Source organism: Pedobacter changchengzhani, assembly GCF_004354365.1.
GTDB lineage: Bacteria > Bacteroidota > Bacteroidia > Sphingobacteriales > Sphingobacteriaceae > Pedobacter > Pedobacter changchengzhani.
In genome coordinates this window covers 174,607-188,595 of record NZ_SJCY01000006.1, presented here as the reverse complement: position 1 = coordinate 188,595, position 13,989 = coordinate 174,607, and the positions used below count along the sequence as shown (strand labels likewise).

At 35.1% G+C, this 13,989-nt stretch carries 14 protein-coding genes; 9 read left to right on the top strand and 5 right to left on the bottom strand.

Features of this window, described 5'->3' with window-relative positions:
* Positions 1–60 precede the first annotated feature (60 nt).
* From lepA to EZJ43_RS10600, 5 genes are all read left to right on the top strand, one after another.
* The gene (lepA, locus tag EZJ43_RS10620) at positions 61–1,848 is read left to right on the top strand and encodes a translation elongation factor 4 (RefSeq protein ID WP_133262688.1); all 1,788 of its coding nucleotides are present in this window, start codon (positions 61–63) and stop codon (positions 1,846–1,848) included.
* On the top strand, positions 1,849–2,781 hold the full coding sequence (locus EZJ43_RS10615) for an alpha-1,2-fucosyltransferase (RefSeq protein ID WP_133262687.1): 933 nt from the start codon (positions 1,849–1,851) through the stop codon (positions 2,779–2,781). It begins immediately after the preceding gene.
* A gap of 20 nt (positions 2,782–2,801) precedes the next feature.
* Positions 2,802–3,683, top strand: coding sequence for a bifunctional 5,10-methylenetetrahydrofolate dehydrogenase/5,10-methenyltetrahydrofolate cyclohydrolase (locus tag EZJ43_RS10610; RefSeq protein ID WP_133262686.1), 882 nt, complete (start codon positions 2,802–2,804; stop codon positions 3,681–3,683).
* 215 nt (positions 3,684–3,898) lie between these two features.
* Positions 3,899–4,159 (top strand): DUF6364 family protein, encoded by a 261-nt coding sequence (locus tag EZJ43_RS10605; protein WP_133262685.1) that lies wholly within the window; start codon positions 3,899–3,901, stop codon positions 4,157–4,159.
* A 3-nt stretch (positions 4,160–4,162) separates the two neighbouring features.
* Positions 4,163–4,585, top strand: coding sequence for a PIN domain-containing protein (locus EZJ43_RS10600; protein ID WP_243718080.1), 423 nt, complete (start codon positions 4,163–4,165; stop codon positions 4,583–4,585).
* 118 nt (positions 4,586–4,703) lie between these two features.
* Here EZJ43_RS10600 and EZJ43_RS10595 read toward each other — a convergent pair whose 3' ends face one another.
* A complete protein-coding gene (locus tag EZJ43_RS10595) occupies positions 4,704–5,039 on the bottom strand; it encodes a Rieske (2Fe-2S) protein (RefSeq protein WP_133262684.1) in 336 nt (111 codons plus the stop codon).
* 108 nt (positions 5,040–5,147) lie between these two features.
* On the opposite strand from EZJ43_RS10595, the gene EZJ43_RS10590 reads away from it, so the two are divergent.
* From EZJ43_RS10590 to EZJ43_RS10580, 3 genes are read left to right on the top strand one after another with little or no spacing between them, the layout of a single operon-like run.
* Positions 5,148–5,771 carry a 7-carboxy-7-deazaguanine synthase QueE gene (locus EZJ43_RS10590; protein WP_133262683.1) on the top strand — a complete coding sequence of 208 codons (624 nt, stop codon included), beginning with the start codon at positions 5,148–5,150 and terminating at the stop codon, positions 5,769–5,771.
* A gap of 35 nt (positions 5,772–5,806) precedes the next feature.
* Entirely contained in the window at positions 5,807–7,693 is a 1,887-nt protein-coding gene (locus EZJ43_RS10585; RefSeq protein ID WP_133262682.1) for an OmpA family protein, read from the top strand.
* A 7-nt stretch (positions 7,694–7,700) separates the two neighbouring features.
* The gene (locus EZJ43_RS10580; RefSeq protein ID WP_262708859.1) at positions 7,701–8,117 is read left to right on the top strand and encodes a DUF6526 family protein; all 417 of its coding nucleotides are present in this window, start codon (positions 7,701–7,703) and stop codon (positions 8,115–8,117) included.
* Between the two features lie 80 nt (positions 8,118–8,197).
* Here EZJ43_RS10580 and EZJ43_RS10575 read toward each other — a convergent pair whose 3' ends face one another.
* From EZJ43_RS10575 to recQ, 4 genes are all read right to left on the bottom strand, one after another.
* Complete coding sequence (locus EZJ43_RS10575) at positions 8,198–8,917, bottom strand: YqjF family protein (protein WP_133262680.1); 720 nt, start codon at positions 8,915–8,917, stop codon at positions 8,198–8,200.
* Positions 8,918–9,727 (bottom strand): 3-deoxy-8-phosphooctulonate synthase, encoded by an 810-nt coding sequence (gene kdsA / locus EZJ43_RS10570; RefSeq protein ID WP_133262679.1) that lies wholly within the window; start codon positions 9,725–9,727, stop codon positions 8,918–8,920.
* A 122-nt stretch (positions 9,728–9,849) separates the two neighbouring features.
* The gene (locus EZJ43_RS17160) at positions 9,850–10,362 is read right to left on the bottom strand and encodes a hypothetical protein (protein ID WP_165953142.1); all 513 of its coding nucleotides are present in this window, start codon (positions 10,360–10,362) and stop codon (positions 9,850–9,852) included.
* 376 nt (positions 10,363–10,738) lie between these two features.
* Positions 10,739–12,928 (bottom strand): DNA helicase RecQ, encoded by a 2,190-nt coding sequence (gene recQ, locus EZJ43_RS10565; RefSeq protein WP_133262678.1) that lies wholly within the window; start codon positions 12,926–12,928, stop codon positions 10,739–10,741.
* A 91-nt stretch (positions 12,929–13,019) separates the two neighbouring features.
* Between recQ and EZJ43_RS10560 the strand changes: the two genes are divergently transcribed.
* Complete coding sequence (locus EZJ43_RS10560) at positions 13,020–13,988, top strand: KpsF/GutQ family sugar-phosphate isomerase (protein WP_133262677.1); 969 nt, start codon at positions 13,020–13,022, stop codon at positions 13,986–13,988.
* Position 13,989 lies beyond the last annotated feature (1 nt).

Below are 13,989 nucleotides of genomic sequence, written 5' to 3'. Positions count from 1 at the left end.
TGCTCAAAACCAAATTTGACATATTCTATTTCACATTAAAAAAACTATCTTTGCGCAAAGATGAAGCACATACGGAATTTTTGCATTATTGCACATATAGACCACGGCAAGAGTACGTTGGCCGATAGGTTATTAGAATATACCAGTACAATTACCAAGCGTGAAGCGCAGGCACAATTGCTGGATAACATGGATTTAGAGCGGGAACGTGGCATAACAATTAAAAGTCATGCTATACAAATGAATTATAAAGTTGGAGATATTGAATATAACTTCAATTTAATTGATACGCCTGGACACGTTGATTTTTCTTATGAAGTTTCGCGCTCTATTGCTGCATGTGAAGGTGCGTTACTTATTGTAGATGCTTCGCAAGGTATTCAAGCGCAAACAATTTCCAACTTATATCTTGCTTTAGAGCATGATTTGGAAATTATTCCAATTTTAAACAAAATGGACTTGCCTGGTGCAATGCCCGAAGAAGTTAAAGATCAAATTATTGATTTAATTGGCTGTAAACGCGAAGATATTATTCCTGCATCTGGCAAAACTGGCTTAGGTATTCCTGATATTATCCAGGCGATTGTTGATCGTGTGCCTGCACCAGTTGGAGATCCAGAGGCTCCCTTGCAAGCTTTAATTTTCGATTCAGTTTTTAATTCTTTCCGCGGCATAATTGCTTATTTTAAAGTGGTAAACGGAGAAATTAAAAAAGGTGATAAGGTAAAATTTATCAATACCGGAAAACAATATTTGGCCGATGAAGTTGGCATTTTGAAATTAGATATGTCGCCACGAACTTCGGTTAAAACGGGCGATGTGGGTTACATTATTTCAGGTATTAAAGAAGCGCGTGAAGTAAAAGTTGGCGATACTATAACAACAGTAGAAAGACCTTCGTTGGAATCGATTCAAGGTTTTGAAGAGGTTAAACCAATGGTTTTTGCAGGTATTTATCCCGTTGATACGGATGAGTATGAGGAATTGCGCGAAGCGATGCACAAGTTGCAGTTGAATGACGCATCAATTGTTTTTGAACCCGAAAGCTCTGCTGCTTTAGGTTTTGGATTTCGTTGCGGATTTTTGGGCATGTTGCACATGGAAATTGTGCAGGAGCGCTTAGAACGCGAATTTGATATGACGGTTATTACAACTGTACCCAACGTTTCTTACATTGCACATACCACCAAAGGTGATGAGTTTATGGTAAATAATCCATCAGATTTACCCGACCCAAGTAAATTGGATTCAGTTGAAGAACCATTTATAAAAGCAAATATCATCACTAAAGCAGAATTTGTTGGACCGATAATGTCTCTATGTATTCAAAAAAGGGGTATTATCGCAAATCAATCTTATCTAACTTCCGATCGTGTGGAGTTGATTTTCGAATTGCCTATGGCCGAAATTGTATTTGATTTTTATGATAAATTAAAAACAATTTCTAAAGGTTACGCATCTTTCGATTATCACCAAATCGGGTATCGTAAATCAGATTTAGTCCGTTTGGATTTGTTGCTGAACGAAGAACCTGTTGATGCATTATCATCATTAATTCATAGAAGTAATGCGTATGATTTCGGAAAGAAAATTTGCGAAAAATTAAGAGAATTAATTCCGCGCCAGCAGTTTGAAATTAAAATACAAGCCTCAATTGGCGCTAAAGTTATTGCCCGCGAAACGCTTAGTGCATTGCGTAAAGATGTAACTGCTAAATGTTATGGTGGCGATATTTCTCGTAAACGTAAGCTATTAGAAAAGCAGAAAAAAGGTAAAAAGCGTATGCGCCAGGTTGGGAACGTAGAAATTCCTCAATCGGCATTTATGGCGGTTTTGAAATTGGATTAAATGGTCATCATTAATAGTCAGAGTTCGCAGTTATGCAATAGGTTATTTGGCTTTTCGAGTTTTATTGCCAATAGTTTAACCTACAAATACAAGCTGGTAAACATTGGGTTTTACAAGTATAAATCGTATTTTGAAGCAACTGACCATAACTATTTTGATGGATATCCAATAACGATTAAGCGCTCTTTTTCTTATAAGTTAGATCACCTTTACAGTAATGTTTTTAAAAATTGGTTTACTTTTACACACCGAAGATTTGGTAAAACGCCAACGCTGAAAAAATTTTACCATACCAATTTTAGTAACGATATTACACAAAAGATATTTGATTTAAACGACTCCAACTTTGTAGCCGACGCACAAAATAAGGTTATTTTAGCCCAAGGTTGGATGTTTAGAGATTTGCAAAACCTACGTAAACACCGTGAAACGATTTGTAAATTTTTTACGCCAGTAAAACCATATCAAACTGAAATTAATCGCATTGCTAACGAGGTAAAAATAAAGGCAGATGTTGTAATTGGAGTTCATATTCGCCGTGGCGATTACAAAGAGTTTGCAAACGGAAAATGGTTTTTTACTGATGAAAATTACGCAAGCTGGATGCACGCCCTAAAAAGTGAATATTCGGCAATTGGAAAAACTTGCGTATTTTTGATTACAAGTAATGATATGGTTGAAATTGATAAATTTGCGGGTTTGGATGTAATAGTTGAACCCCGACATTTTATTATCGATTTATATTTGTTAGCAAAATGCGATGCAATTATTGGCCCACCAAGTACGTTTAGCCAGTGGGCAGCGTTTTATGGCAATAAACCTTTAACAATGTTGTTAAACGTTAACCAAAAAATTGGCATCGCAAAACAAAACCCAAACTTATTACCCGAAGAAAACTTTTCGGAAAAAGAATTATATAAATTTGTGATTTAAAACTTACAAAAGATTAGAATATGCAACTGTTAGACGGAAAATCGACCTCAGAAAAAATTAAACTTCAAATAGCCGAAGAAGCTGCAGAATTTTTGGCCAAAAGCGGAAGAAAGCCTCATTTAGTGGCTATTTTAGTTGGCAACGACGGTGGAAGCGAAACTTATGTTGCAAGTAAAATGAAAAACTGCGAAAAGGTTGGGTTTAAATCTTCGCTTTATAGATATGATAATTCGGTAACTGAAGCAGCATTATTAGCCAAAATTGAAGAAATTAATCAAGACGCCGGTGTTGACGGTTTAATTGTGCAACTGCCTTTACCAAAACATATCGATCCTGAAAAAGTAACGGAAAAAATTGATTACCGAAAAGATGTAGATGGTTTTCACCCTGTAAACCTGGGTAGGATGATGCGTAATCTGCCCTGCTTTATTCCCGCCACACCTTATGGTATTTTGTTGATGTTGCAAGAATATAATATTGATACTACCGGCATGCACTGTGTTGTAGTAGGTAGAAGCAATATTGTGGGTAGCCCGATGAGTATTTTAATGGCCCGCAATACAAATCCTGGCAATTGTACGGTTACACTAACCCATTCTCGTACTAAAGATTTAAAAACTCAAATTTTACAAGCCGATATTATTATTGCGGCTATTGGTAAAAAGAATTTTGTGACTGCCGATATGGTAAAAACTGGTGCAATTATAATTGATGTGGGTATAAACCGAGAAACTTCTACAGAAACAAAATCTGGTTTTAAACTTTTCGGCGATGTAGATTTTGAAAATGTAGCTCCGAAATCTTCGTTTATTACGCCTGTTCCTGGTGGAGTTGGTTTAATGACAATTGTGGGCTTATTGAAAAATACATTGGCATCGGCAAGGAAAGAAATTTATTCTTAAAGCGTAAAGATTAAAGACCAAAGCAGAAAGACTAAAGACTAAAGCCTAAAGCCTAAAATAAAAAATATAGAATGTTTTGCCCTTGTATCGTTGTTCTTTGCTCGTTTATCCTTAATACTCAAAATTAAATTTATTTCTCACTACTCAATTTTGTACGTAAAATATTTTTTTATTACACGTAATTCATGTATCTTTGGTTATAAATTAAAATAGCTATGGACGCAAAACTCACTTTAAGTTTCAACCAAGATATTGTTACTAGGGCGAAAAAATACGCGTCTGATAACAATATTAGCCTATCTCGGTTGATAGAACACTTACTAACGCAAGTTACGGCTACCGAATATAAATCGTTAGAAGATTACCCGATTACCGATTGGGTAAACATGGTTGCTGAAGGCGAAATTGAATATAAAAAATCAGCTAAAACTTCACGTAAATCGTCAAAGGATGAATTTTTCGCATCTAAAAAATAATCGATGATAAGCATATTTTTAGATGCCAATGTGTTGGTTTCTGTATTAAATAAAGAATATCCGCTATTCACGTATTCCTCTCGGATTTTAAGTCTAGCTTCGCACCCAAAATTTGAGGTTTATACCTCTCCTCTTTGTCTGGCTATTGCCTTTTATTTTGCCGAAAAAAAACATAGTTCAGCACTTGCTAAACAAAAGATAGATTTAATTTGCCAGCATATTAAAATTGCAGAAAATTCTTCAAAAGGTGTTGCTGATACCTTATTGAATAAGAAAATACACGATTTTGAAGATGGACTTGAATATTACGCAGCAAAGCAGCAAAATTGTAAATGCATTATTACCGAAGATATTGAAGATTTCTACTTTTCGGATATTGAGGTTTTAAATTGTAAGGAGTTTTTTAAAAAATATTTATTGAATTAATTTACGTTAGCTAATATGTGCGTTAACGATGGAAGCGGCATCCTTTTTGGCTTTTTCTGCCAAAAAGATAAAGCGGACAGCGTGTTAAAACGCCCCCAATATTTTTTTCTGAACTATTTTACCCCCACAACTTACTCCACCAGCTTTCTTCAAATCCAATATACAATCCATCTTCTCGAATTTCGGTTGCATAAATATCTATATAATCGCCCTGACCTTCGGCTCCTCTTCCAGTTTTTAAATCATATTCCCATCTATGCACGGGGCAAATTAGATGTCCGTTTTTGCACCAGCCACCGCTAAAATGTCCACCAGCATGCGGGCAAGTAGATTGAGTGGCTATAATTTTTCCTTCATCATTTATAATACAAATTTGTTTACCCGCAATCTCAGCAGTTTTAATATCGCCAATTGCGGGAATTTGTACGCTGTTTAGCACTTTACTCCATTTCATAATTGCTAAATTAATCAAATAAATATCAGCCGTATTTCATCTTTACATTTATATTTTAAAGTTAGAACAACTACACCATATTTTTTTAGGATATTTGCAACCTCAAAAATGAAACAAGAAATACCAGAAAACGGCACACTGCTTCCTTTAATGGAAGAATTTTATACCATACAGGGCGAAGGATTTAATACAGGCAAAGCTGCCTATTTTATTAGACTTGGCGGTTGCGATGTAGGTTGTCATTGGTGTGATGTAAAGGAAAGCTGGGACGCAGAAATGCATCCACTAACTTCTTCGGATGTAATTGTAGAAAATGCAGATAAATTTCCGGGTAAAGCGGTGGTAATTACAGGTGGCGAACCTTTAATTTATAATTTAGATTATTTAACAAAGAAGCTTAAGGAAAAAGGAATTTTAACTTTTATAGAAACCTCTGGCGCATATCCGCTGTCTGGCGATTGGGATTGGATTTGTTTATCTCCAAAAAAGTTTAAAGCACCACGGCCAGATATTACGCCCTTTGCACATGAATTAAAAGTTATTGTTTTTAATAAAAGTGATTTTAAGTGGGCCGAAGAATATGCCGCAATGGTTTCGCCAACTTGCAAGCTATATCTTCAGCCAGAATGGTCAAAATCAAAAGAGATAACACCCCTAATTATCGAGTATGTAATGGCAAACCCAAAGTGGGAAATTTCTTTACAAACGCATAAATTCCTTAATATTCCATAATTAGTTTAAATTAGTTGTAACCAAATGTAATTGTTATGAAATATTGGATGCTCTTATTTTTTAACTTGATTTGTGTTTATAGCTTTGCTCAAAACTCTTCGAGCAAAAAAGCACAAAGTCAATACGAAAAAGCCTTTCCGTATGTTCAACAGCAAGATTATGCAAATGCTTTACCACTTTTAATTGATGCTGTACAATTAGATCCTGATTTTCAACTTGCCTTAATATCTTTAGGGCACATCTATCGGGCTCAAAAAGACTATCAAAAAGCTAAAGAATACTATTTTAAAACCATCTCAATCAGTAAAAATGTACATTCAGATATTTATTATTATCTGGCTGAAATGGAATTTGCCACGACTGATTTTTTAAAAGCAAAGCAAGATTTCGAACAATTTTTGATTTTAGATTCTTCTGTAGAGAAAACAAAGCAAACAAAAAAATATATTTTAGACTGCGATTTTGCTGCTGAATCGATAAAGAAACCCGTTAAATATACGCCTAAAAATTTGGGTGAGCATATCAACACATCCGATTCTGAATATTTTCCTGCTTTAACTGCCGATGGAGAAACGTTAATCTTTACGCGACAAATAAATAGCAACGAAGATTTTTGGACTTCGAAATTTAAAAACAATGAATGGACTTTAGCCACACCTTTATTGGGTAAAATAAATACGGTTAGGTATAACGAAGGTGCGCAAACTATTTCTCCTGATGGAAAATACTTATTCTTTACGGGTTGCAATCGTCCGGATGGATTAGGCCGTTGTGATATTTATGTTTCGCGTAAAGAGGGCGAAGAATGGGGAGATCCTTACAATGTTGGTGCGCCAGTGAATACCGAATATTGGGATTCGCAACCAGCGATAAGTCCGGATGGAAAAACACTTTTCTTCGTGAGCAACAGGCCAGGCGGATTTGGCGGTTACGACATTTGGAAAAGTACCATTTCTGATGATGCAAAATGGGGGGAAGCAGTAAACTTAGGTCCAAATATTAATACTGCTTACGATGAAAATACACCTTTTCTCCATGCAGATGGTAAAACATTATATTTTTCATCAGCAGGATGGCCTGGGTTTGGTAACAAAGATATTTATTTCAGCAGATTAGATGATCGTGGAAATTGGCAAAAACCAGTAAATATTGGTTTTCCGATTAATTCTTTCGAAAATGAGAGTGGCCTTGCGGTAAGTGCAGATGGTAATTTGGGTTTATTCTCTTCTAACTTAGCAGGAGGTTTTGGTGGTCAGGATATTTATTGTTTTGGCATTCCCGATGAGGCAAAGCCAGCAAAAATTACTTACGTTAAAGGGATTGTAAAGGATAAAGACTCTAAAAAAACAATCGAAAGTAATGTTCAGGTGATTGATTTAAACACAAATAAAACCGTTTTTGATGATTATACGGATGAAAAAACCGGTGAGTTTTTAGCCGTTTTGCCTTTGGGTGGTAATTATTTATTTAATATTAGTGCGGTAGGTTATTTATTTTTCTCGGATAATTATGATGTTAAAATGAGCGACATTAATAAGCCGTACATCATCGAAGTGGACATTGAGAAAATTAAAGCGGGTGGAAATGTTACTTTAAAAAACATTTTTTTTGATACCAACAAGTTTAATTTACTGCCTGCATCAATAAAAGAATTAGATATTTTAGTGAACTTTTTAAATGAGAATGAAAAAGTTAATATCGAGATTCAAGGTTTTACAGATAACGTTGGGGATGATAAACTGAATGAAAAATTATCGTTCAATAGAGCCAATGCAGTTTATAATTATTTAATTAAAAACGATGTTGACGCAAAAAGACTTACCTTTAAAGGCTTTGGTGCAAGCAAGCCGGTTGCTGATAATTTAACTGAATTAGGAAGAAAAATTAACCGCAGAACATCATTTATCATAACAAAAATTTAAAAATAATATGACTCAAAACTATTTAAACCACAAACGCTTTCATAAAACATTTCATTTTATAACTATGCCAATAATTTTAATTGGTATCATTACTTCGATTGTTACTTTTTTCCAAAACCCTAGCATGATAACTGGTTTATTAGCTGTTGCTTTTATTTTAATTTTATTTGCAACCTATTTTGCACGGACGTATGCTTTAAAAGCACAAGACAGAGCAGCAAGAGCCGAAGAAAAATTAAGATATTTTATTATGGCAGGTAAATCGTTTCCGAATGAAATGACGATGAGCCAAATTTTAGCTTTACGTTTCGCAAGCGATGAAGAGTATTTGTTGTTGGTGCAACGCGCAATTACAGAAAAACTTTCGGCTGATGATATTAAAAAATCGGTTAAAAATTGGCGTGCAGATAATCATAGGATTTAATTACCTGCATTATATCGTTTTTTATTATAGTTTACTTTGAGATTCCTGTACCATTGTGGGTAAAATTTTGGTATTGTATTTTAAAACTTCTTACCTTTCATTACCCGAATTTCTGAACCTTCGGCTAAAAATACTGAATCTGGTTTCCTGTTGTTTAAAAATTCGAAATCCTTTCCATAGTTTTCGCCAAAATCAAGATCAATTGTATATTCTTTAACCGGGTAAACTTCCCAACGTGGGTGTTCAACCCCATATTCTGATGTTTTATTAGGTCCAATTTTGGTATAACCCCAGTAGTGCTCGGTAATAAACTCTTCTTCACTTCCTAGCGCCATTGGTTCAATTTGTGGGGAAGATGTAATTGCAAATTTATTCCACCTTGAATTTTTCCACAAATATTCAACGATCAACTCTTCAGCATTCTTATTCCAAACATGTTTCATGGGTAAGGTTTGGTACTTTTCTTTGTAAATTGTATTGGCTACAAAAGTGATGGCAGGCAAGGGCACAATTTCACTTATAAAAACAGCACCTCTTTTCCAAATACCTTCTTCTTTATATTTAACATAAAAACGAAGATTTACTTCTTCAAAATTGGTGTGGAAGGGAATGCTAATGCCCATAAGTTTTACATCAAGAAACATAAAACCAACTAAGCTAACGTAGTATTTTCCCTGCCAATCATCTAATTCTGTATGAGGAGGCAAATACTTTAAAAGAATTTCTTTTTCCACAGCATATTGCGCAAGTGCGAGTTTTCGCCATTCTGCAGTCAGAAATACGTTCTTTTTATCGCTCATTTATAAAATTGCTTGTCTAATTCTGATCAATTTCTCCAACGTTTCTTCGAGCAAATCTAAATGTAGCATGTTGGCGCCATCTGATTTTGCATTTTTTGGATCGGGATGCGTTTCGATAAATAAACCATCGGCACCAACGGCAATTGCCGCTTTCGCGATGGTTAAAATTAATGCTGGTTTTCCTCCGGTTACGCCACTACTTTGGTTTGGTTGTTGAAGCGAGTGTGTGCAATCCATCACCACTGGCACACCAAAACTTTGCATTTCAGGCAAACCCCTATAATCAACTATTAAATCTTGGTAACCAAAAGTGTTGCCTCTGTCGGTTAAAATTACTTTATCATTTCCGGCTTCCTTAATTTTTTCGACAGCAAATTTCATTGATCCGGCAGAAAGAAACTGACCCTTTTTTACATTAACCACTTTTCCCGTTTCTGCTGCCGCAATTAACAAATCCGTCTGTCTGCATAAAAAAGCTGGAATTTGTAACACATCAACATAAGCTGCAGCCATTGCGGCTTCCTTACTTTCATGTATATCAGTTACAGTTGGCACACCAAATTCACGGCCAACTTTTTCTAAAATTTTTAAAGCTTTTTCATCACCAATACCAGTAAAAGAGCTTCCTTTACTCCTATTCGCCTTGCGATATGAACCTTTAAAAATATATGGAATTTTCAATTTAGTAGTTATGCCAACAATTTTTTCTGCAATTCTAAAAGCCATTTCTTCACTTTCGATGGCACAAGGACCAGCCATTAAAAAGAAATTTCCCGAATCGGTATTTTTAAAGTTTTCTAATTTGAACATAATTTGATTCTTGTAAATTTTATATGGTCTATTCCCTACTAATAACAATAGAGTTTTATCTTTTTTTTCAACAGCAAACAGCTTTCAGTAACCTACTTTCTTTTGTTGGGCAGCGGATATCATCACCAAATAATTTCTTTTGAGATACTTGGTTTTGTTTCTTTTAGTCCTATCTTATTTTTTAGAAACGAAATCATCTTCATAAAGCCAAACATCATAGTGTTTATTTTAATTTCTATTTTTTTTTCATCATTAGTTAAGATAAGGACATCATAACAAATCCTAAACAGCGAAAAATATCCAAGCCTGTTGTTTAACGAAAGAGAATAGAAACTTCTTCCATAACTCAAGCATTTATAATTATTGAGGTTCACTTCCATTTTTTTTCGCCACGGCATAAAATAAATTATGCTCATTTCGTTATTTTTGATTAGTACATTACAACCGAAACGTGCAAACATTACATAAAAAATAGCTATTCCCAATAAAAAATTAAATAAAAGAGCAGTAATGTTGATCTCCCTGTATAAGTAAATTGTTAACAAGAAAAAAAGTGGAGTTACAAAGAAAAAAATATTGCTTACTGGCACAATAGACTTAAATTTTAAAGGTTGTATGGTCGAGTTTTTTGGCATAATCTAGATATTTGGTCGATGGTGGATTCTTGAATTGCATCTTTAGTAATTAAACTGGGAGAGCCACTACTTAAAATGTCGTAGTATATCATAACTGTGCCAACTTTATCCATAATTTTTCCAGCGACTTCCAGTATCCTCCCTGATTTTGCAAAAATATTTCCGAATGTTTTCCCTTGTTTTAAAATGCTTGGATTTCTCCATAACTTATCTGGACGATTATTTAGTCTATTTAAATATAGCGCCCATTCGTTTTTTAGTTGTCAGTTATAAGTGATGAGATATGAGTTTTGGTAAAGTCGTATAAAAACTCAAATCTTAACCTCAACCTTGGTCTCAGCCTTAACCTCAACCTCAGCCTCAGCCTTACCCTATTCTAATTCCCCAATTCACTCATAAACTTAATTCTCATCAATTGGATTTCTTCACGAGTGTAATCGGTATCGCCGAGTTCGTTCAAAGCCTGATCGATGGAATCACTTTCGGCTGCTCTAAAATAATCGAAAACCTCGTCTTGTCGGTCATCATCAATAACTTCATCAATAAAATAATTGAGATTAAGTTTTGTGCCGGAGTTTACGATAGATTCGACTTCCTTTAAAATTTCCTCATAAGTAATTCCCTTAGCATTAGCAATATCCTCTAAACCGATTTGTCTATCAATATTTTGGATGATTGAAACTTTCATTTGCGATTTATTGGCTTGAGTCTTAATAATCAAGTCAATTGGACGCTCAATATCATTATCTTCAACATACTTTTTAATCAGCTCGATAAATGGAGGACCAAATTTCATTGCCTTACCAGAACCAACACCAGATATTTGTTTTAGTTCTTCACTAGATACTGGATAATGTGTACACATTTCCTCTAATGATGGATCTTGAAAAACAACAAACGGTGGTACGTTTTTTTGTTTCGATATTTTTTTACGTAAATCTTTAAGGAGAAGCAACAATTGATTATCCAAAGCACCCGAACCATGTTTTACTTCATCCTCATCATCATCTGCTGCAGATTCTATAAGTTCATTTAAAATGAATTTTAATCCGTAGGGATTTTCTATAAAATCTTTACCCTGTTTGGTTAATTTTAGCAGTCCGTAATTATCAATATCTTTAAACAGAAAATTGTTAAGCACCGCCTGGCGGATGATCGATTTCCACATCAACTCTCCATCTGCTTTTCCTAAACCAAATTCGGGCAACTTGCTGTGTTCATAAGCAATGGTTTGTGCAGTTTCAAAGCCCAAAAAAACATTTAATAAATGGAGATCATCAAATTTCTCGCCCGTATTTTGTATAAATTTTAAAACAGTTGATAAGTGCTGTTCAGCGTCAAACTGTTTTTTTGGCTTTTTGCAGTTATCGCACATGCAATTGCAACCAGTTTCGTTAAAGTTTTCGCCAAAATAATGAAGAATTTGTTTTCGCCTGCACACGCCCGATTCGGCATAATCAATTACTTCTTTCAAAATCTGTGTACCTATTTCTCTTTCCGCAACAGGTTTATCTTTCATAAACTTTGCGAGTTTATCTACATCTTTCTGTGCATAAAAAGTAATACAAACCCCTTCTCCGCCATCGCGACCTGCCCTACCCGTTTCTTGGTAATAGCCTTCCATACTTTTCGGCACATCGTGATGAATTACAAAACGAACATCGGGTTTATCAATCCCCATACCGAAGGCAATTGTAGCCACAATAACCTCAGCATCTTCCATCAAAAACCGATCTTGTGTTTCTGCCCTTACTTTTGGATCTAAACCCGCATGATAAGGTAAAGCACTAATCCCATTCAGGTTTAAGGCTTCAGCAACTTCTTCAACTTTTTTACGGCTTAAGCAATAAATAATGCCCGATTTACCTGTATTGGCCTTAATGTATTTAATAATCTCTTTGGTAATGTCTCTTTTAGGGCGGATTTCGTAGAAAAGGTTTGGCCTGTTAAACGACGACTTAAATAAAGTTGCCTCCAGCATGCCTAAATTTTTAACAATATCTTGCTGTACCTTCGGGGTTGCCGTTGCAGTTAAAGCGATAATTGGGATATGATCGCCCAACCCTCCAATTACTTGCCTAATTTTCCTGTACTCAGGTCTAAAATCATGGCCCCATTCCGAAATACAGTGCGCCTCATCAACAGCTACGAAAGAAATTTTTATCAATTTTAAGAAATCGATATTATCTTGTTTGGCTAAAGATTCTGGAGCAACGTACAATAGCTTGGTTTGTCCGCTCAATAAATCAGATTTTACCTGAATAATTTCTGATTTATTTAAGGATGAATTTAGAAAATGTGCAATGCTATCGTTGCCACCAAAAGCCCGTAATTGGTCCACTTGGTTTTTCATTAACGCAATTAGCGGAGAAATTACAATTGCTGTACCTTCGCTCATTAATGCAGGCAACTGGTAGCAAATAGATTTGCCTCCACCCGTTGGCATAATTACAAAAGTATTATTGCCTTCTAAAATATTTGTGATGATTGATTCTTGATCACCTTTGAAATTATCGAACCCGAAAAAATTTTGCAGGTTATCAAATAACGACTTTTTAACGTCCATTTTGTGTAATAAAATAACCTATGCTATTTTTGTATCCAAAATAACATAATTTTGCAACATAATCAAATATTAACTTACATTTTTTTTCTCTTTGAAAAGTAAAATATCAATTATCGAATCTGCCATTAGCACTTTACAGCTTGAGGCTGCTGCAATTTTAAATGTTGCAAAGAACATTAATGCCGATTTTGAAAAGGTAGTGAACGCTATTTTAAAAATCGACGGGCGCGTTATAGTTACCGGAATCGGCAAAAGTGCCATTATTGCACAAAAAATTGTGGCTTCATTAAACTCTACAGGTACGCCTGCAATTTTTATGCACGCCGCCGATGCAATACACGGCGACTTAGGCATGATTCAGAAAAATGACGTCGTTATTTGCTTATCCAAAAGTGGAAATACGCCAGAAATAAAGGTTTTAATCCCGCTTTTAAAATTATCTGGTAACTTATTGGTTGGCATGGTTGGCGAATTAAATTCGTTTTTAGCGCAACACGCCGATTTAATTTTAAATACCGCAGTAGAAAGAGAAGCTTGCCCGCACAACCTTGCCCCTACAACAAGTACTACTGCGCAATTGGCCATGGGCGATGCATTAGTGGTTTGCCTTTTGGAGTGCAGAGATTTTAATGAAAAAGACTTTGCAAAATATCATCCTGGCGGATCGTTGGGAAAGAAGTTGTATCTAAAAGCTGGCGATATTGCTCGATCTAACGAAAAACCGTGCATTAAACCATCGGCAAGCGTAAAAGACGTATTAATAGAAATTAGTAAAAACCGTTTGGGGGCAGTAGTTGTTACAAATGATAATGACAAAGTTTTAGGGATTATAACTGATGGAGACATTAGGCGTATGTTGGAAAACTTTTCGAATATTGAAAATTTAATAGCTGAAGATATTATGGGGACTAACCCTAAAAATATACAGCACAGCGAATTAGCTGTACATGCCTTAGAAATGTTAAAAGAAAATAACATTACACAACTCTTAGTTTTAGAAAAAGATACTTACTTTGGCATAATTCACTTACACGATCTTTTGAAAGAGGGTATCGTTTAGA

Excerpts from the sequence above, each read along its gene's own strand:
- EZJ43_RS10615 (WP_133262687.1), top strand. The coding sequence starts at position 1,849 with ATGGTCATCATTAATAGTCAGAGTTCGCAGTTATGCAATAGGTTATTT.
- EZJ43_RS10590 (WP_133262683.1), top strand. The coding sequence starts at position 5,148 with ATGAAACAAGAAATACCAGAAAACGGCACACTGCTTCCTTTAATGGAA.
- EZJ43_RS10585 (WP_133262682.1), top strand. The coding sequence starts at position 5,807 with ATGAAATATTGGATGCTCTTATTTTTTAACTTGATTTGTGTTTATAGC.
- recQ (WP_133262678.1), bottom strand. The coding sequence starts at position 12,928 with ATGGACGTTAAAAAGTCGTTATTTGATAACCTGCAAAATTTTTTCGGG.
- EZJ43_RS10605 (WP_133262685.1), top strand. The coding sequence starts at position 3,899 with ATGGACGCAAAACTCACTTTAAGTTTCAACCAAGATATTGTTACTAGG.
- EZJ43_RS10600 (WP_243718080.1), top strand. The coding sequence starts at position 4,163 with ATGATAAGCATATTTTTAGATGCCAATGTGTTGGTTTCTGTATTAAAT.
- EZJ43_RS10610 (WP_133262686.1), top strand. The coding sequence starts at position 2,802 with ATGCAACTGTTAGACGGAAAATCGACCTCAGAAAAAATTAAACTTCAA.
- kdsA (WP_133262679.1), bottom strand. The coding sequence starts at position 9,727 with ATGTTCAAATTAGAAAACTTTAAAAATACCGATTCGGGAAATTTCTTT.
- EZJ43_RS10575 (WP_133262680.1), bottom strand. The coding sequence starts at position 8,917 with ATGAGCGATAAAAAGAACGTATTTCTGACTGCAGAATGGCGAAAACTC.
- EZJ43_RS17160 (WP_165953142.1), bottom strand. The coding sequence starts at position 10,362 with ATGCCAAAAAACTCGACCATACAACCTTTAAAATTTAAGTCTATTGTG.
- lepA (WP_133262688.1), top strand. The coding sequence starts at position 61 with ATGAAGCACATACGGAATTTTTGCATTATTGCACATATAGACCACGGC.
- EZJ43_RS10580 (WP_262708859.1), top strand. The coding sequence starts at position 7,701 with ATGACTCAAAACTATTTAAACCACAAACGCTTTCATAAAACATTTCAT.
- EZJ43_RS10595 (WP_133262684.1), bottom strand. The coding sequence starts at position 5,039 with ATGAAATGGAGTAAAGTGCTAAACAGCGTACAAATTCCCGCAATTGGC.